This is a genomic window from Pseudotabrizicola formosa (assembly GCF_002900965.1).
GTDB classification, from domain to species: domain Bacteria; phylum Pseudomonadota; class Alphaproteobacteria; order Rhodobacterales; family Rhodobacteraceae; genus Pseudotabrizicola; species Pseudotabrizicola formosa.
The window spans coordinates 829,535-846,448 of the sequence record NZ_PJOM01000002.1; the positions used below are offsets into that span (position 1 = coordinate 829,535).

General features: G+C 62.4%; 17 protein-coding genes and 1 tRNA gene. 11 read left to right on the forward strand and 7 right to left on the reverse strand.

What is annotated here, in order from left to right; translation table 11 throughout:
* Window positions 1-102: 102 nt before the first annotated feature.
* The 9 genes from iscR to CXR43_RS08030 all read left to right on the forward strand — a co-directional run bounded on the left by iscR (window position 103) and on the right by CXR43_RS08030 (window position 7,708).
* Window positions 103-576: a Fe-S cluster assembly transcriptional regulator IscR gene (iscR, locus tag CXR43_RS07990; protein WP_103333472.1), complete on the forward strand. Its 474-nt coding sequence runs from the start codon at window positions 103-105 to the stop codon at window positions 574-576.
* The gene (locus CXR43_RS07995; RefSeq protein ID WP_103333473.1) at window positions 573-1,616 is read left to right on the forward strand and encodes a cysteine desulfurase family protein; all 1,044 of its coding nucleotides are present in this window, start codon (window positions 573-575) and stop codon (window positions 1,614-1,616) included. Before iscR ends, CXR43_RS07995 begins: the two co-directional genes overlap by 4 nt.
* A gap of 39 nt (window positions 1,617-1,655) precedes the next feature.
* On the forward strand, window positions 1,656-3,164 hold the full coding sequence (gene sufB, locus CXR43_RS08000; protein WP_103333474.1) for a Fe-S cluster assembly protein SufB: 1,509 nt from the start codon (window positions 1,656-1,658) through the stop codon (window positions 3,162-3,164).
* A 59-nt stretch (window positions 3,165-3,223) separates the two neighbouring features.
* Window positions 3,224-3,979, forward strand: a complete 756-nt coding sequence (gene sufC / locus CXR43_RS08005; RefSeq protein ID WP_103333475.1) for a Fe-S cluster assembly ATPase SufC — start codon at window positions 3,224-3,226, stop codon at window positions 3,977-3,979.
* Window positions 3,976-5,262: a SufB/SufD family protein gene (locus tag CXR43_RS08010; RefSeq protein ID WP_103333476.1), complete on the forward strand. Its 1,287-nt coding sequence runs from the start codon at window positions 3,976-3,978 to the stop codon at window positions 5,260-5,262. The genes sufC and CXR43_RS08010 overlap by 4 nt, the downstream gene beginning before the upstream one ends.
* On the forward strand, window positions 5,262-5,738 hold the full coding sequence (locus CXR43_RS08015; protein WP_103333477.1) for a YIP1 family protein: 477 nt from the start codon (window positions 5,262-5,264) through the stop codon (window positions 5,736-5,738). Before CXR43_RS08010 ends, CXR43_RS08015 begins: the two co-directional genes overlap by 1 nt.
* The gene (locus tag CXR43_RS08020; protein ID WP_103333478.1) at window positions 5,739-6,323 is read left to right on the forward strand and encodes a Yip1 family protein; all 585 of its coding nucleotides are present in this window, start codon (window positions 5,739-5,741) and stop codon (window positions 6,321-6,323) included.
* A complete protein-coding gene (locus CXR43_RS08025; RefSeq protein ID WP_103333479.1) occupies window positions 6,320-7,546 on the forward strand; it encodes a cysteine desulfurase in 1,227 nt (408 codons plus the stop codon). Before CXR43_RS08020 ends, CXR43_RS08025 begins: the two co-directional genes overlap by 4 nt.
* An 85-nt stretch (window positions 7,547-7,631) precedes the next feature.
* Window positions 7,632-7,708: transfer RNA gene (locus CXR43_RS08030), tRNA-Arg, on the forward strand.
* A gap of 103 nt (window positions 7,709-7,811) precedes the next feature.
* Here CXR43_RS08030 and CXR43_RS08035 read toward each other — a convergent pair.
* The gene (locus CXR43_RS08035; protein WP_246831312.1) at window positions 7,812-8,969 is read right to left on the reverse strand and encodes an NAD(P)/FAD-dependent oxidoreductase; all 1,158 of its coding nucleotides are present in this window, start codon (window positions 8,967-8,969) and stop codon (window positions 7,812-7,814) included.
* A gap of 111 nt (window positions 8,970-9,080) precedes the next feature.
* Here CXR43_RS08035 and CXR43_RS08040 point away from each other — a divergent pair, with 111 nt between their 5' ends.
* Window positions 9,081-9,863: a helix-turn-helix transcriptional regulator gene (locus CXR43_RS08040; protein ID WP_168219778.1), complete on the forward strand. Its 783-nt coding sequence runs from the start codon at window positions 9,081-9,083 to the stop codon at window positions 9,861-9,863.
* Between the two features lie 377 nt (window positions 9,864-10,240).
* Here the strand turns inward: CXR43_RS08040 and tsf are convergent, their stop codons facing one another.
* Window positions 10,241-11,149: a translation elongation factor Ts gene (gene tsf, locus CXR43_RS08045; RefSeq protein ID WP_103334117.1), complete on the reverse strand. Its 909-nt coding sequence runs from the start codon at window positions 11,147-11,149 to the stop codon at window positions 10,241-10,243.
* A 77-nt stretch (window positions 11,150-11,226) separates the two neighbouring features.
* On the reverse strand, window positions 11,227-12,000 hold the full coding sequence (gene rpsB / locus CXR43_RS08050; protein WP_103333482.1) for a 30S ribosomal protein S2: 774 nt from the start codon (window positions 11,998-12,000) through the stop codon (window positions 11,227-11,229).
* A gap of 197 nt (window positions 12,001-12,197) precedes the next feature.
* On the opposite strand from rpsB, the gene CXR43_RS08055 reads away from it, so the two are divergent.
* Window positions 12,198-13,214 carry a patatin-like phospholipase family protein gene (locus CXR43_RS08055; protein WP_103333483.1) on the forward strand — a complete coding sequence of 339 codons (1,017 nt, stop codon included), beginning with the start codon at window positions 12,198-12,200 and terminating at the stop codon, window positions 13,212-13,214.
* Here CXR43_RS08055 and CXR43_RS08060 read toward each other — a convergent pair.
* The 4 genes from CXR43_RS08060 to CXR43_RS08075 form a co-directional block, all read right to left on the reverse strand.
* Window positions 13,203-13,922: a DUF502 domain-containing protein gene (locus tag CXR43_RS08060; RefSeq protein WP_103333484.1), complete on the reverse strand. Its 720-nt coding sequence runs from the start codon at window positions 13,920-13,922 to the stop codon at window positions 13,203-13,205. The genes CXR43_RS08055 and CXR43_RS08060 overlap by 12 nt on opposite strands.
* Before the next feature lie 88 nt (window positions 13,923-14,010).
* Window positions 14,011-14,937, reverse strand: a complete 927-nt coding sequence (locus tag CXR43_RS08065) for a pseudouridine-5'-phosphate glycosidase (RefSeq protein WP_103333485.1) — start codon at window positions 14,935-14,937, stop codon at window positions 14,011-14,013.
* The gene (locus tag CXR43_RS08070; protein WP_103333486.1) at window positions 14,934-15,824 is read right to left on the reverse strand and encodes a PfkB family carbohydrate kinase; all 891 of its coding nucleotides are present in this window, start codon (window positions 15,822-15,824) and stop codon (window positions 14,934-14,936) included. Before CXR43_RS08070 ends, CXR43_RS08065 begins: the two co-directional genes overlap by 4 nt.
* 57 nt (window positions 15,825-15,881) lie before the next feature.
* Window positions 15,882-16,655, reverse strand: coding sequence for a 3-hydroxybutyrate dehydrogenase (locus CXR43_RS08075; protein WP_103333487.1), 774 nt, complete (start codon window positions 16,653-16,655; stop codon window positions 15,882-15,884).
* Window positions 16,656-16,914 lie beyond the last annotated feature (259 nt).

Sequence of the window (16,914 nt, forward strand, 5' to 3'; positions counted from 1 at the left end):
CGGGTCGATTTCAGGTAATGGCCCCGTTGTGCCGCGTCAATCCGTATCGGGCCCGATCGGGGCCAATTGCGGGCGGTATTTCCGCCATTCAGGGGTAAGAAGATGAAACTCTCGACCAAAGGGCGCTATGCAATGGTCGCATTGGCCGATCTGGCGCTGATGGAGGCCAAGGCCAAGACCGGAGAGATGGTGTCGCTGGCGGCAATTGCCAAGCGCCAGGACATTTCCTTGCCCTATCTGGAGCAGCTCTTCGTCAAACTGCGCCGCGCCAAGCTGGTCGAGGCGGTGCGGGGGCCGGGCGGCGGGTACAAGCTGGCCCGCCCGCCGGCGGAAATCCGGGTGTCCGAGGTGATGGAGGCGGTAGAGGAAACGGTGGATGCGCTGCACACCGGGGCAGGGGCATCGGGCGGTGTCTCGGGGTCACGGGCGCAAAGCCTGACCAACCGGCTGTGGGAAGGGCTTTCGGCCAATGTCTATGTGTTCCTGCACCAGACCCGGCTGTCGGATGTGATCCGCAATGAAATGCAGCCCTGCCCGGCGGTGCCGGCGCTGTTTCGCGTGGTGGATGACGAATGACCCGGATGTATCTGGACTGGAACGCCACCACGCCGCTGCGCCCTGAGGCGCGCGCGGCGATGGGTGCGGCGATGGATCTGGTCGGCAACCCGTCGAGCGTGCATGCCGAAGGCCGCGCGGCCAAGGCGCTGATGGAAAAGTCCCGCGCGCAGATTGCGGCGGCCTTGGGGGCGGATGGCGCGGACATTGTCTTCACCTCTGGTGCCACCGAGGCGGCGGCGCTGGCCTCGGCGGGCCGTGATCTGGCCTGTTCCGAGGTGGAGCATGATGCGGTTCTGGCGTGGTGCGACCCTTTGCTGCCGGTGGATGCCGCAGGGCGGATCGAGGCCAATGTGCCGCGCGAATCCGCCGTGCAACTTGCCAATTCCGAAACCGGCATCCTGCAAACCCTGCCGCAGGGCCTTGCGCTGTCAGACCTGACGCAGGCCTTTGGCAAGGTGCCGTTTGCCTTCAACTGGCTGGGCTGCGACATGGGGCTGGTGTCCGCCCATAAGCTGGGCGGGCCAAAGGGCATCGGCGCGCTGGTTGTCCGGCAAGGGCTGGAAACGCAGGCGCAGTTGCGCGGTGGCGGGCAGGAAATGGGCCGCAGGGCAGGGACCGAAAACCTGATCGGTATCGCCGGATTTGCCGCAGCGGCAGAGTCGGCGGCGCGCGATCTGGCGAATGGGGTTTGGGAAGAGGTCGCCGAAGTTAGAAATATTCTAGATTCAGCATTGTCGGCCTTGGCAAACAATACTATTTCAGTCGGAAAAGAAGTGTCGCGGCTTCCAAATACCCTGTGCCTGATTGCGCCGGGCTGGAAAGGCGAGACGCAGGTGATGGCGATGGATCTTGCCGGCTTTGCCATTTCGGCAGGCTCTGCCTGTTCCAGCGGCAAGGTACGTGCCAGCCGGGTGCTGCGGGCGATGGGCTTTGAAGATGGATTGGCTGCACAAGCGATCCGCATCTCGATCGGCCCCGGCATCTCGCGTGACGATGTGTTGCGCTTTGCCGAGGTCTGGGCCGCCGCCTATGCAAGGGCGCAAACGCGCGCCGCATGAAATACGGGTCGCAAGGCCCTGAGAAAAAGGAAAAGTCCGATGGACGGTGTTGAATTGGAAGTGCGCGACGGGGTAGACCGGGAAACGATCGAAACCGTGCAGGCGATGTCGGGCAAGTACAAGCATGGCTGGGAAACCGACGTCGAGATGGATTACGCCCCCAAGGGCCTGTCCGAAGATATTGTCCGCCTGATCTCTGCCAAGAACGAAGAGCCGCAGTGGATGCTGGACTGGCGGCTGGCGGCGTATCACCGCTGGGTCAAGATGGAAGAGCCGACCTGGGCGATGGTGAGCTATCCCAAAATCGACTATCAGGACCAGTATTACTACGCCAAACCCAAAAGCATGGCGGTCAAGCCGAAATCGCTTGATGAGGTGGACCCCAAGCTGCTGGCGACCTATGCCAAGCTGGGCATTCCGCTGAAGGAACAGGCGCTGCTGGCCGGGGTCGAGGCCCCGGAAGGCGAGCGCAAGGTGGCGGTTGATGCGGTGTTCGACTCCGTCTCCCTTGGCACCACCTTCAAGAAGGAACTGGCCAAGGCCGGGGTGATCTTCTGCTCGATCTCGGAAGCCGTGCGCGAACATCCCGAATTGGTGAAGAAATACATCGGCTCGGTCGTGCCGCCGACCGACAACTTCTTTGCCACGCTGAATTCTGCCGTGTTTTCAGACGGTTCTTTTGTGTACATCCCACCAGGTGTGAAGTGCCCGATGGAGCTTTCGACCTATTTCCGGATCAATGCCGAAAACACTGGCCAGTTTGAACGCACGCTGATTGTCTGCGACCGGGGGGCCTATGTCTCTTACCTCGAAGGCTGCACCGCGCCCAAGCGTGACATTCCACAGCTGCACGCGGCCGTGGTGGAAATCGTGATCCTGGAGGATGCCGAGGTCAAGTATTCGACCGTACAGAACTGGTATCCGGGCGATGAAAACGGCGTGGGCGGCATCTACAACTTCGTCACCAAACGCGCCGATTGCCGCGAGGCACGCGCCAAGGTGATGTGGACGCAGGTGGAAACCGGATCGGCGATCACCTGGAAATACCCGTCCTGCATCCTGCGCGGCGACGACAGCCAGGGCGAGTTCTATTCCATCGCCATCGCCAACAACGCCCAGCAGGCCGATACCGGCACCAAGATGATCCATCTGGGCAAGCGCACCAAATCGCGCATCGTGTCCAAGGGCATTTCGGCGGGCCGCGCGCAGAACACCTATCGGGGGCTGGTGTCGATGCACCCGCGCGCCACCGACAGCCGCAATTACACCCAGTGCGACAGCCTGCTGATCGGCGACAAATGCGGCGCGCATACGGTGCCCTATATTGAGGTCAAGAACAATTCGAGCCGGGTGGAGCATGAGGCGACCACGTCCAAGGTGGACGAGGACCAGCTGTTCTATTGCCGCTCGCGCGGGATGGATGAGGAAGAGGCGGTCGCCTTGGTGGTGAACGGCTTTTGCAAGGATGTGCTGCAGGCCCTGCCGATGGAATTTGCCATGGAAGCGCAGGCGCTGGTGGCTATTTCGCTCGAAGGCTCGGTCGGCTGAGGCCGCAAACACAAACTTTGGCGCCTTGCGCCGCATCAGAAATCTGGAAAGCCGGAAACATGCTGAATATCAAGAACCTGCACGTCAAACTTGAAGAAGAAGACAAAGTCATCCTGAACGGGGTTGATCTGGCCATCGGGGCCGGTGAGGTGCATGCCATCATGGGGCCGAACGGCTCTGGCAAATCCACCCTGTCCTATGTGCTGTCAGGCCGCGAAGGCTATACCGTCACCGAAGGCTCCGCCACGCTGGAGGGCACCGAGCTTTTGGACATGGAACCCGAGGAGCGCGCAGCCGCTGGCCTGTTCCTGGCATTTCAGTATCCGGTGGAAATTCCCGGCGTTGGCAACATGACCTTCCTGCGGACGGCGGTGAATGCACAGCGCAAGGCGCGCGGTGAGGAAGAGCTTTCGGCAGGCGATTTCCTCAAAATCGTGCGCGCCAAGGCAAAAACCTTGCAGATCGACGCCGACATGCTCAAGCGCCCGGTCAATGTAGGTTTCTCGGGCGGTGAGAAGAAACGCAACGAGATCCTGCAGATGGCGATGCTGGAACCCCGGATGTGCATTCTGGACGAAACCGACTCTGGCCTTGATGTCGATGCCATGAAGCTGGTGGCCGAAGGCGTGAACGCGCTGCGCAGCGAGGGCCGGTCTTTCCTTGTCATCACGCATTATCAGCGGCTTCTGGACCATATCCAACCTGATTTCGTGCATATCATGGCCGCCGGTCGCATCATCAAGTCCGGAGGGCCGGAGCTGGCGCTGGAAGTGGAGAACAACGGCTACGCCGATCTGCTGGCGGAGGCGGAATGATGCGGGCTGAGGCAAAGACCGAAGCATTGACGGCGCGCACGGCGGCGCTGACCGCTTCGGGCTCCGGCTGGCTGGGCGCTGCCCGGCGCGATGCCGTGGCGCGGCTGGCCGCGATGGGCCTGCCCACCAAACGCGACGAATACTGGCGCTATACCGATCCTGCCAGCCTGACCGCGGCGACACCCGAGCCTGCCGCGCTGTTTGACGCCGGCGATGAGGCGCCGGCCTTTGACGGCATTGATGCGGTGAAGCTGGTGTTTGTCGATGGGATGTTTGATCCGGCCCAGTCGGATGACCCCGCAACGGCAGGGATAGAGATCACCCATCTGTCGCAGGCGGAGGGCGTTGATATCCATTGGGCGCGTGAGGTTTACGGCGTTCTGGAAGCCCGGGGCCAGATTCCGGTGCAGCGCCCGCTGGCCACGCTGAACACGGCCTATGCGACCCAAGGATTTCTGATCCGCGCAACGGCAAAAGCTGCCAAGCCGGTTTCGTTTATTTACCATCACAAATCAACTACTTCCGACGCACTTTTGCACCACTGCATCAAGATGGAACCGGGGTCGGAGCTGACCATTCTGGAGAGCGGTCCCGCCGCCGCCCGGATGACATCGGTGATGGAGGTGGAGGTTGCCGATGGGGCGCGCTTTCACCACATCCGCGCGCAGGGCCGTGATCACGCGCGCCGCGCCGCGACGCATGTGTTTTCACGCATCGGGGCAGGGGCTTTGTTCAAGTCCTTTACCCTGACCGCAAATGGCTGCCTGACCCGGAACGAGCAGATTGTCGAGCTGGTCGGCAATGACGGCGTGGCCCATGTGGCGGGTGCTGCCGTGGGCGACGGCACGTTCCATCATGATGACACCGTCTTCATGACGCATGAAGGCCTGCGCTGCGAAAGCCGGCAGGTGTTCAAGAAAGTGCTGATGAATGGGGCTGTGGGCGTGTTTCAAGGCAAGATCCTTGTCAAGCCGGGCGCGCAGAAGACCGATGGCTATCAGATCAGCCAGAGCCTGCTGCTTGATGGCGACAGTCAGTTTCTGGCCAAGCCCGAGCTGGAAATCTATGCCGACGATGTGAAATGCAGCCACGGCAGCACCTCTGGCGCGATCGACGACACGGCTTTGTTCTACCTGCAATCGCGCGGCGTGCCCAAGCGTGTGGCGCAAAGCCTGTTGGTGCTGGCCTTTCTGGCCGAAGCCATCGGCGAGATCGAGGATGAGGCGATTGCCGAAGACATCCGCCTGCGTCTGGAAGGCTGGCTGCAGCGCCATGAGCACTGATGTCGATCACCACTGACATCGTGGAAAGCTGGCGCCGCCCGCGCCTTGTGGTGCGCAGGCATCTGGCGCGCGGGCGGTCGGAACCCTTTGCCTTCAGCCTGCTGGTGGCCTTTCTGGTGCTGGCCTTTGTGGCGCAATGGCCGGCGGCGTCGCGCGCGGCCTTCGAGGCTGGCAATACGCCGGTGGCCCCGCGGCTTCTTGCCATTGCACTGGCGCTGTTGGCGACGATTCCACTGTGGTACGGTCTGGCAGCACTCAGCCGCTTGGTGGCGCGGGCGGTTGGGGGCAGGGGCAGCTGGTATGGTGCGCGGATTGCGCTGTTCTGGTCGCTGGTGGCGGTGACGCCGCTGATGCTGCTGCAAGGCTTGGTTTCGGGCATGATCGGCCCCGGTCCGGGGCTGACGGCGGTGAGTGCCTTGGCCGGATTGGCCTTTGTGATATTCTGGGCGCTTGCCCTGATCGAAGTGGAACGCTGAATGGACCTGTCGCTGTCATCCCTGCTGTCGCTGGCGCGCTTTACGGTGCAGAATCCGCGGGAGGGCGCACGCATGGTGATGGGGGCCAACCTTCCCATCGCCGCACGCTGGGTGGCGCTGGCGCTGATGGCGGTGATCTCGGCCATTCTGGCGCATCTGGCCTTTGCGCTGATGCCGGCAGAGGTGCGTTCGGCGATGGACGGGGCGATGTCGAGCCCGCTCACCAGCGCCATCATGCAGGGCGCGCTGATGCTGACGGCGGTTTTTGTCATGCATGCGGTGGGCCGGTGGCGCGGCGGCAAGGGCCGGTTCGAGGATGCGCTGATCCTGATGATCTGGCTGCAGTTCATTCTGCTGATCCTGCAGGTGGTGCAGATCGTCATACAAGTGATACTGCCGCCGGCATCCGTGCTGGTAGGCTATGTCTCGATCGGCATTTTCCTTTGGCTTCTCAGCAATTTCGTTGCTGAACTTCACGGATTCTCTTCGGTGTTGATGACCTTTCTGGGCGTGGTGGTGACCCTGTTTGCCATCGGTTTCGTCCTGGCATTGCTGCTGATCCCCTTTGTGGGGCCCATGATATGACGGCCCTCGACATCACCCGGCTGCGGGCCGATTTCCCGATCCTGTCGCGGCAGGTGAACGGCAAGCCCTTGGTCTATCTGGACAACGGGGCCTCGGCGCAAAAGCCGCAATGCGTGATTGACGCGGTGACCACGGCCTATTCGATGGAATATGCCAATGTTCACAGAGGTTTGCACTACCTTTCCAACCTTGCGACTGACAAGTACGAAGCCGTGCGCGGGATCATCGCCCGGTTTCTGAATGCGGCGTCAGAGGAAGAGATTGTCTTTACCACCGGCACGACCGAAGCGATCAATTTGATCTCTTATGCCTGGGCTGCACCGCGGTTTGAACCGGGCGATGAAATCGTGCTCAGCATCATGGAGCATCACGCCAACATCGTCCCCTGGCATTTCCTGCGCGAACGGCAGGGGGTGGTGCTGAAATGGGTGGAGTGTGACGCCAATGGCGATCTGGACCCGCAGGCGGTGATCGACGCCATCGGTCCGCGCACCAAACTGGTGGCGGTCACCCAGATGTCGAATGTGCTGGGCACCGTGGTGGATGTTGCCAGCATCTGCCACGCCGCGCGGGCGCGGGGGGTTGCGACTCTGGTCGATGGGTCGCAATCGGCGGTGCATATGCCGGTGGATGTGCAGGCCATGGGCTGTGATTTCTTTGCCATCACCGGACATAAGCTATACGGGCCAAGTGGTTCCGGTGCCATCTTCATCCGCCGTGACAGGATGGCCGAGATGCGGCCGTTCCTGGGTGGCGGTGACATGATCCGCGAGGTTGGGCGCGAGACGGTCACCTACAATGACCCGCCGATGCAGTTTGAGGCAGGCACGCCGGGCATTGTGCAGCAGACGGGGCTGGGCGTGGCCTTGTCCTATCTGATGGACATCGGGATGGAGCGGATCGCGGCGCATGAGCGGCAGTTGCGCGACTATGCGCAACAGCGGCTGTCCGGCCTCAACTGGTTGAACATTCAGGGCAATTCGGCCAGCAAAGGCGCGATCTTCAGCTTCACGCTGACCGGTGCGGCGCATGCGCATGACATATCGACCATCCTCGACAAACGCGGCATCGCGGTGCGCGCGGGCACGCATTGTGCCATGCCGCTGATGGCGCATATGGGTGTGGGTGCCACGTGCCGCGCGTCCTTTGCGATGTACAACACGCAGGCCGAGGTCGATGCGCTGGTCAACGCGCTGGAGTTCTGCCACGAGATCTTTGGCTGAGAGCGGATTTTTTTGCCAAGGCAGGTCCGCAACAATTCCTTTCCCGTTGCAGGGCCGCGCCAAGGCCGCTATAGACCGACCCAAGGCACCCATAGCTCAGCTGGATAGAGCGTTGCCCTCCGAAGGCAAAGGTCGCACGTTCGAATCGTGCTGGGTGCACCACTTCCAAAAAGCGTTCAGAAGGGATGACGAGGCCGGTCGATGGTGTCGGATATAATTAACCGATAATGCATATTATGTAATATAAGGATGCTGGCAGACGGCGTCAGACCACCGCCAGCTCACGGAACGCGCGGCCATCGATCATGCGCGCTGCGGAAAGATCGCTCAGGTCAAGGGTCTGCCAGCCACCGGTCAGGATGTGTTCGGCCAGGCCGCGCCCCACGGCGGGCGCTTGCTGCAAGCCGTGGCCGGAAAAGCCGTTGCACAGCACCAGGTTCGGCACCTCGGGATGCGGGCCGAGAATGGCGTTCTGGTCCAGCGTGTTATAGGCGTAATGGCCCACCCAGTGCCGCACCACCTTGACCGCATCAAAGCCCGGCGCGCGGGCATACAGCTGTTCCCAGATCACATCCTCGAACAGATGCAGGTCGGGTTCGAAATCATCTGGCGCACATGGGCCGTCATCTTGCGGCACTGTGGCGGTGATCCAGTGGTTTTGCTCGGGCCGCAGGTAGAATCCGGCATCGACCAGCAAAGGCGCATCCGGGTGGCGCGCATTGGGCGCGTCGATGACAAACACCGTGCGCTTGCGCGGCTCCACCGCCAGGGTCAGTCCTGCCATTCGGCAGACCTCGGCCGCCCGGGTGCCGGCGGCATTCACGGCAAAGCGGCACGACACCTCTCCGGCCTTTTCCAGCATCACGCCTGCCACCTTCCCGCCTGCCATGCGCAGCCCTGTGACCCGGTCGGTCACAAAGCGCGCGCCTTGCGCCTTGGCCTGCGTGCGCAAGCCCGACAGCAGGCCCATATTGTCAAACCAGCCCTCCCCCGTCGCGCCAAAGCTGCCGGCGGTCAGGTCGTCGACCTCCAGCCATGGGAAGCGCGCCTTGATCTGGTCCGGCGTCCAGACCTCGGTGGCAGCCCCATGGGCACGCTGCATCTGTGCCACATCCTGCAGGGTGGCCGCCCCTTCCACGCTTTGCGCCAGAAACAGATAGCCCTGTTCCTTCAACCCCAGATCAAGGCCCATCCGGGCCTTGAAGTCGCGGATGAAGCCGATGCCAAAGCGCGAAATCTCCACATTCACCGCCGTGGTGAATTGTTGCCGGATCGACGCCACCGAAAGCGCTGTCGAGGCGCGGGCAAAGCTGGGGTCCTGTTCGACCACCAGCACCTCAAGGTCCGGCTGCATCAGCGTCAGCCAATAGGCCACCGATGCCCCCATCACCGCTCCGCCGATGACCACCACATCCGCCTGCATCATGCGCCCTTCTCAGAATCACAGGAATTTGACCAAATTGCCAAGGAGGGTTAGAACAACTGTCAGGGGTAAGGACAAGATACCTTCACAGGTAGAATGATAGGGAACAGGATGACGGCAGTTCTGCCGCTTATGTCACGCATTGCCGAATCTGCTACCGTGGATGAGGTCTGGGGCCTTGCGTCGGGATTCTTCGGCAGTCTTGGCTTTGACCGCGCCAATTATGGCTTCACCCGGTTTTTGCACAAGCGCAATGTCGGGGACCCGGATGACGCCATTTTCCTGACCACCTGCGGGGCCGATTATGCCCGGTTCTACTTTCAGAACGGCTTTTACGCCCGCACCCCGGTGTACCGTTGGGCGGTGTCGAATGTCGGGGCCTGCACCTGGAAATGGGTCCGCGATGCCTATGACGCCGGCCAGCTGACGCCCGAGGAAATGGATGCCGTGCGGCAGAACCTGGCCATTGGCGTGGTGGCCGGTGTTTCGGTCAGCTTTCCCGAGGCGTCCACCCGGTCCAAGGGGGCGCTGGGTCTGATTGCCAATGTCGGCATCAGCCCGGATCAGGTTGAGGCGATCTGGGAGCGGCATCGCGATGAACTGATGGCGGTGGCCCATCTGATGCATCTCAAGATCATCACCCTGCCCCAGCCCGCCGCCAAGCGCAGCCTGACCGAGCGTCAGCGTCAGGCGCTGGAATGGGTGGCTGATGGCAAGACCACACAGGATGTGGCGATGCTGATGGAAGTGTCTCCTGCCATGGTGGAAAAACACCTGCGACTGGCCCGTGAAGCGCTGCAGGTCGAGACGACGACTCAAGCTGTTGCAAAAGCTTCCCTTTTGAACCTGATTTTCCAGCGCGTGCCAAAGGCCCCGATGGTAGGGAAATCCTGACTTACGCTACGTCAGATTTCAACGCATGGTAGCCTTGTTCCGTAAGTGGTCGCCTTCGGGCAATGGAACGGCCAGTGGCAGGCAATGCATTTTCATTGCTGTGCCTCTTGTCACCGTATCGGCCCTTGGGAACCCCAGTCCCTTGGGCTTTTAAATCTGGCGGGAGCGTCAATTACCGGTGTGATCGTCAGACTGTTCCGCTTGTGCCCTGTCCTCATCCCCATTGGTGCGGTGCAAGCATTTTACGGTGCGTCCCTTCAGGGGCGCACCGTTTCTTTTGGGTCCGGCGCTGATCGGTGCCCCCTGCCCTTTGCAGCGCTTTGCCAAGAAAAAGGGCGGCCCGGAGGCCGCCCTGTTCCAGTCGGGTTCGGCTGATATCAGCCCTGAACCATTTTTGCGACTTCTGCCGCGAAATCTTCTTCTTTCTTCTCGATGCCTTCGCCAACCGCCACGCGGGCATAGCCCACGATTTCAACACCGGCCTCTTTGGCGGCCTGTTCGACCGTCAGGTCGGGGTTGATGACGAAAGCCTGACCCAGCAGCGTGTTCTCGGCCAGGAACTTCTTCATCCGGCCCGGGATGATGTTCTGGGTGATCACGTTTTCCGGCTTCGGCTTGGCCGAGGTTGCGTTTTCTTCCAGCGCCTTGGCGGTCTGCACGGTCAGCTCACGTTCCACCACAACCGGGTCCATCGTGGCTTCGGACAGCGACAGGGGTGCGGTGGCCGCGATGTGCATGGCGAACTGCTTGCCAACGGCCTGCGCCTTGTCAGCCGGGCCGTTCAGCGCCACCAGAACACCGATCTTGCCCATGCCTTCGGCGGCGGAGTTATGCACATAGGACACAACGGTTTCGCCTTCGAGGATGTGCATGCGGCGGAAGGTCATGTTCTCGCCGATACGGGCGATGGATTCCTGGATCACGTCATCCACGGTCTTGCCGTTCAGATGCGCGGCCTTCACCACTTCGACCGAATCGCCTGCGGTCAGGGCAACATTGGCCACATCACGCACCAGCGCCTGGAAATCGGCGTTCTTGGCGACAAAGTCGGTTTCCGAGTTGATCTCGACAGCGACGCCCTTGCCGGTGGTCACAGCCACGCCGACCAGACCTTCGGCGGCAACACGGTCGGCCTTCTTGGCAGCCTTGGCCAGACCCTTGGTGCGCAGCCAGTCCACGGCAGCGTCCATGTCGCCATTGCTTTCGGTCAGGGCCTTTTTCACGTCCATCATGCCTGCGCCGGTGGATTCGCGCAGTTCTTTCACCATTGCTGCGGTGATTGTCATGGTCAGTCTCCCGAATTCCATAAAATGGGGTTGGCGGGGGTTATCCCCCCGCCATGTCACAAATTGACGACAGCCAATCAGGCTTCGGCAGCTTCTTCCAGCGCGTCTTCGGCAGGCGCTTCTTCCAGCGCGCCAAGGTCAACGCCCGCCGCGCCCATCTGGGCCGACATGCCGTCAAGCGCTGCGCGGGCGATCAGCTCGCAGTACAGAGCAATCGCGCGGGCCGCGTCGTCATTGCCGGGGATCACGTAATCCACGCCCTTGGGCGAGCAGTTGGTGTCGACCACGGCCACAACCGGAATGCCCAGCTTCTTGGCTTCCAGAATCGCCAGATCTTCCTTGCCCACATCGATGATGAAGATCAGGTCCGGCGTGCCGCCCATTTCGCGGATGCCGCCAAGCGACGCCTGCAGCTTGGCCTGGTCGCGTTCCATGCCAAGACGTTCTTTCTTGGTCAGGCCTTCAGCACCGGATGCCAGACGCTCGTCGATCTGCTTCAGACGCTGGATCGAGGCCGAAATGGTTTTCCAGTTGGTCAGCGTGCCGCCCAGCCAACGGTGGTTCATGTAGAACTGTGCGCAACGCTCGGCTGCTTCGGCGATCGGCTTTTGCGCCTGACGCTTGGTGCCGACGAACAGGATGCGGCCGCCCTTGGCAACCGTATCGCGCACGACCTTGAGCGCCTGATCCAGCATCGGAACGGTCTGCGTCAGGTCAAGAATGTGAATGCCGTTGCGGTCGCCGTAGATGTATTCGCCCATCTTCGGGTTCCAGCGCTGTGTCTGGTGACCGTAGTGAACGCCAGCTTCAAGCAGCTGACGCATGGTAAATTCTGGGAGCGCCATGTCCATGTATCCTTTTCCGGTTTGCGCCTCGGCAAGTGTTCTCAGGGTTTCCCCCAACCGGTGGACCAGACGGGATGTCTCCCCGTCATGGCCCGCACCTGCCTGTGAAGTGGCGTGTCGTTACCCCTATCGCTGTAGAATGGCAAGGGCGAACCTTGTGCTGCAGTGCAGAAAGACTAGAATGATCGAAAAGGAGACCGCGCATGGCAACCAAGATCAATCTGGCCCTGCAGGGCGGCGGCGCGCACGGGGCCTTTACCTGGGGCGTGCTGGACCGGCTGCTGGAGGATGACAGCATCGAAATTGCCGCGATTTCCGGCACCTCGGCGGGGGCGCTGAACGCGGCGGCACTCAAGGCCGGCATGATCAGGGGCGGGCGCACGGGCGCGCGCGCCTCGCTGGCCCGGCTGTGGCGCGATGTGGCGCGGGTGTCCGATCTGCGCATCCCCGAATGGATGCAACCGATGGCACCGGGGTTTGAGGCGCTGGGGCAGCTTGCCCTGTCGATGGCACCGTTTTCACCGGCGGGGCTGGCCGCGCAGGTCTACACACCCTACGCCTGGGGTCCGATGTGGCGCAATCCGCTGGAACGCATCGTGCGGCGGCTGGATTTCAGCCAGGTCTGTGCCGATGAGGGCCCGCGCCTGTATATCGGGGCGACGCGGGTGGACACCGGCCGCATCCGCATCTTTGCCGGCGACGAGATCACGCCAGAGGCGCTGATGGCCTCGGCCTGTCTGCCAACCGTGTTTCAGGCGGTAGAGATTGACGGCCATGCCTATTGGGATGGCGGCTATGCCGGCAACCCCGCACTCTGGCCGCTGTATCAGCCCGATCTGCCCGATGATGTGGTGATCGTCTCGATCAATCCCTTCCTGCGGGAAGGGGTGCCGAAAACCCCGATCGAGATTCAGAACCGGATCAATGAAATCAGCTTCAATTCGGCGCTGCTGGGGGAATTGCGCGCCGTGCATTTCGTGCGCCGCCTGCTGCGTGACGGGCGGCTGGAAAGCGGCACGATGAAGGGGATCCGTACCCATCTGATCAGCGATGAGGCCTTGATGACCGAGATGACCGGGTCCAGCAAGATGTCGCCCTCGCCGACCTTGATTGCACGGCTGCGGGCGGCGGGTCATGCCGCGGCGGATGGCTTTCTGGAGGCGCATGGCAAAAAGCTGGGGGATGAGGCCAGCTTTGATCTGGCTGCGCTATTTGGCTGACGGATTGCGCACCGTGACCCCGGCGGCATCCTTGCCGTTGGGGTAGACCAGCCCGGCCGAGATGATCAGCTTGGCCGCGTCTTCCACCTTCATGTCCAGATAGACCACATCCTTTTCCGGCACATAGAGCAAAAACCCCGAGGTCGGGTTCGGCGTGGTCGGCAAAAACACCGAAATCACGTCCAGATAGCCTTCATGGTTCAGCTTGGCCTGCAACTCGCCCTTGGCGCGGGTCGAGACAAAGCCGATGGCCCAGATATGTTCCTTGGGATATTGCACCAGACAGGCGCGTTCAAAGCTGCTCTCGTTTTGCGAAAACACGGTTTCGGCAATCTGCTTCAACCCGTTGTAGAGCGAGCGCACCACTGGCATCCGGTCCACCAGACCTTCGGCCCAGGTCAGGAACTTGCGCCCGATGAACCCCTTGCCCAGCCAGCCGACAAAGACCGTGAACACCAGAAACACCGCCACGCCGACACCGCGCACCGGAATGGTGGCCTCCGGCCCGAACCATTGCCGCACCAGAGCATCGGGCTTCCACGGTCCGGGGATCAGCGGCAGGATCCAGCCGTCAATCCAGCCGATGACGGTCCAGATCAGATAGATGGTCAGCCCGATGGGCAGAACCACCACCAACCCGGTCAGGAAGGACGAGCGCAGGCCCGCAAGCAGGCTTTTGCGTTTGGTGTGTGGTGCGTGCTCTGACATGATCCCTCGCTGGTGGGGACATAGTTAGGCAAGGGCCGGAGGCTGCACAATGGCACTTGTGCAGCCAAACCCTTCCACCACACGAATTTTATGCGGCGGGCGGCACGGCTGCTGCCATTTCGCGCGCGATTCCCGCCGCCAGCCGCGCGTTGTTCAGCACCAGCGCGATATTGGCGGTCAGCGACCGGCCTTCGGTCATCTCATACATGCGGTCCAGCAGATAGGGCGTCACCGCCTTGGCGCTGATGCCATCGGCCTCGGCCTGTTGCAGCGCGGCTTCGATTACCGGGGTGATCTCGGCACTGGCAATTTCAGCCTCCGCTGGGATCGGGTTGGCCACCAGCTGGCCGCCGGGCAGGCCAAGCGCGGTGCGCATCCGCTGCGCCGCCGCGATCTGTGCCGCCGTGTCCATGCGCAGCGGGGCCTTCAGACCCGAGGAGCGCGACCAGAACGCCGGAAAGTCATCTTGCCCATAGGCGATCACCGGCACCCCATGGGTTTCCAGCACCTCCAGCGTTTTGGGCAGGTCCAGAATGGCCTTTGCCCCCGCTGCCACCACCGTCACCGGGGTCTGCGCCAGCTCCAGCAGATCGGCAGAAATATCAAAGGTGGTCTCGGCCCCGCGATGCACCCCGCCGATGCCGCCCGTGGCAAAGACATGGATGCCGGCCAGATGCGCGCAGATCATCGTGGCGGCAACTGTCGTGGCCCCCATCCCGCCGGTTGCAAGGCAGGCCGCAAGGTCGGCGCGGCTCAGCTTGGCCACATCCTGCGCCTGCCCCAGCCGGTCCAGCTCTGCCTCGGTCAAGCCGATGTGGATCCGCCCGTCCATGATGGCGATGGTGGCGGGCACCGCGCCCTGCGCGCGGATCTCATCCTCGACCGCGCGGGCGGTTTCCACATTCTGCGGGAACGGCATGCCATGGGTGATGATGGTGGATTCCAGTGCCACGATGGCTGCGCCTTGCGCGCGGGCCTGTGCCACTTCGGGCGCATAGGTCAGGGGAAGGGTCATGATCCGATATCTCCAGAAACGTAATCGGCAGCCGCCTGCAGCGCCGCCTCCAAGGCACGGGTGCGCGACGCGCCCTCGCGCTGTTCGGCCACGATATGCGCGGCCATAAATGTATCACCTGCCCCCGTCACCCGGGTCACAAGAACCGGTGGCGGCGCGCCGGTGATGACACCCTGCCCCGCCGTGCCTTCCGCCGCATCGCGCCCGCCATCGGTGACCAGCACCCGGGCCGCGCCGCGCGCGAGCAAGGCCTCGGCCGCCTCTGCCGCCGTGTCAAACCGGCCCTTGGCGATCAGCCCGGCCTCTTCAAGGTTCACATAAAGCGTGGCGCGCGGATGCCCCAATAGCGGCATAAGCCGCTCTGCCTTGCCCGGGCTTGCCGGGGCCACCCGCAGATCGGCCCGCGCAAACAGGGGCGAGCGGGCAATGTCGGAAATCAAGGCTTCGGTCAGATTGCCGTCCAGCGCGATCAGCCCGGCATAGGGCGCGGCTTGCGATCCCAAGGAGCCATCCCCCAGGGCGCGCAGGATCTTGTCACCTGCCATTTCCAGCGAATGGGCATCGGCAATCGCCGCGATCAACCCGTTTGCGCCCTCGATCGCCATATAGCGGTCGGTCGGCAGATCATCCGAGCGGTAGATATGGCTGCACTCCATGCCCATCCGCAGACAGGCCGCGATCAGCTCGTCACCCTCGGCATCGCGGCCGACCGCCGTCAACAGCGCGGGGCGCAGGCCGAAGCGGGTCAGCGTCATCGCGATGTTGAGTGCAACACCCCCCGGCAGCCGGGTGATGCGACCGGGCACATCCGACCCCAGCCGCAAGGATGCGGGCGCGCGGCCGATGATGTCCCACAGAACCGATCCGATACAGAGAATGTCGCTCATCAAGGCCCGCCTTTCGCGGGTCAAGGCCCGCCCTTTGCGGGCCTTGATGCAGCGGCGCTACAGCGCCGTCCAGCCCCCATCGACCGAAATCGTGGTGCCGGTGATCTGTGCCGCCGCGTCGGATGCCAGAAACACCGCCGTCCCGCCGATCTGCTCGACCGTGGCAAAGGCCTTGCTGGGCTGACGCTCCAGCATCACCTTCTCGATCACGGTGTCGCGGTCCATGTTATGCTTTTTCATCTGATCGGGGATCTGCGCCTCGACCAGCGGGGTCAGCACATAGCCGGGGCAGATCGCATTGGCGGTGATCCCCTGCCCCGCACATTCCAGCGCTGTGACCTTGGTGAATCCAACCTGCCCATGCTTGGCCGCAACGTAGGCCCCCTTGTAGGGGCTGGCGGTCAGCCCATGCGCCGAGGCCACGTTGATCACCCGGCCCCAGCCGGCCTTGCGCATCAGCGGCAAGGCGGCGGCGGTGGTGTGGAAGGTAGAGGTCAGGTTTATGGCGATGATCCGGTCCCAGCTCTCCACCGGGAAATCCTCGATCGCCGCCACATGCTGGATACCGGCATTGTTGACCAGAATATCGCAGGCCCCGGCCTGCTCGATCAGCTTGCGGCAATCCTCGCCCTTTGACATGTCGGCCTGTATGTAGCGCACGGTGACGCCATGCTTGTCGGCCAGCTCTTTGGCCAGGGCGTGATCTTCATCCTTATCGGTAAAGCTGTTGATCACGACATCGGCACCCGCCCCGGCCAAGGCTTCGGCGATGCCCAGCCCGATACCCGAGGTTGATCCGGTGATGACGGCGGTCTTGCCCTTCAGGCTCATGGCGTTCCCCTCATTTTGCTGCTGATGCAGCTTACATGCTGCAAACGCGAATGACAGGGGTGCAGGTTCCCGACCGGGCCAAAAAAAACGCCGGCACGAAGCCGGCGTTAAGTTATTGAGGCAGGTTTCATACAGGCAAGAAACCTATCGAGCAGTGCCCTCTATATACGCCGCTTGTCGCCGATGGCCAAGTTAAAAGTTTGAAAAGGCTCACAACCCGGCCTAGCGTGCGGCCAAAGAAACCAAGGCCGCGGGGGTT

Excerpts from the sequence above, each read along its gene's own strand:
- CXR43_RS08035 (WP_246831312.1), bottom strand. The coding sequence starts at position 8,969 with ATGCAGGCGGATGTGGTGGTCATCGGCGGAGCGGTGATGGGGGCATCG.
- CXR43_RS07995 (WP_103333473.1), top strand. The coding sequence starts at position 573 with ATGACCCGGATGTATCTGGACTGGAACGCCACCACGCCGCTGCGCCCT.
- CXR43_RS08025 (WP_103333479.1), top strand. The coding sequence starts at position 6,320 with ATGACGGCCCTCGACATCACCCGGCTGCGGGCCGATTTCCCGATCCTG.
- CXR43_RS08010 (WP_103333476.1), top strand. The coding sequence starts at position 3,976 with ATGATGCGGGCTGAGGCAAAGACCGAAGCATTGACGGCGCGCACGGCG.
- CXR43_RS08075 (WP_103333487.1), bottom strand. The coding sequence starts at position 16,655 with ATGAGCCTGAAGGGCAAGACCGCCGTCATCACCGGATCAACCTCGGGT.
- CXR43_RS08015 (WP_103333477.1), top strand. The coding sequence starts at position 5,262 with ATGTCGATCACCACTGACATCGTGGAAAGCTGGCGCCGCCCGCGCCTT.
- sufB (WP_103333474.1), top strand. The coding sequence starts at position 1,656 with ATGGACGGTGTTGAATTGGAAGTGCGCGACGGGGTAGACCGGGAAACG.
- CXR43_RS08020 (WP_103333478.1), top strand. The coding sequence starts at position 5,739 with ATGGACCTGTCGCTGTCATCCCTGCTGTCGCTGGCGCGCTTTACGGTG.
- tsf (WP_103334117.1), bottom strand. The coding sequence starts at position 11,149 with ATGACAATCACCGCAGCAATGGTGAAAGAACTGCGCGAATCCACCGGC.
- CXR43_RS08070 (WP_103333486.1), bottom strand. The coding sequence starts at position 15,824 with ATGAGCGACATTCTCTGTATCGGATCGGTTCTGTGGGACATCATCGGC.
- CXR43_RS08065 (WP_103333485.1), bottom strand. The coding sequence starts at position 14,937 with ATGACCCTTCCCCTGACCTATGCGCCCGAAGTGGCACAGGCCCGCGCG.
- CXR43_RS08060 (WP_103333484.1), bottom strand. The coding sequence starts at position 13,922 with ATGTCAGAGCACGCACCACACACCAAACGCAAAAGCCTGCTTGCGGGC.
- iscR (WP_103333472.1), top strand. The coding sequence starts at position 103 with ATGAAACTCTCGACCAAAGGGCGCTATGCAATGGTCGCATTGGCCGAT.
- CXR43_RS08040 (WP_168219778.1), top strand. The coding sequence starts at position 9,081 with ATGACGGCAGTTCTGCCGCTTATGTCACGCATTGCCGAATCTGCTACC.
- sufC (WP_103333475.1), top strand. The coding sequence starts at position 3,224 with ATGCTGAATATCAAGAACCTGCACGTCAAACTTGAAGAAGAAGACAAA.
- rpsB (WP_103333482.1), bottom strand. The coding sequence starts at position 12,000 with ATGGACATGGCGCTCCCAGAATTTACCATGCGTCAGCTGCTTGAAGCT.
- CXR43_RS08055 (WP_103333483.1), top strand. The coding sequence starts at position 12,198 with ATGGCAACCAAGATCAATCTGGCCCTGCAGGGCGGCGGCGCGCACGGG.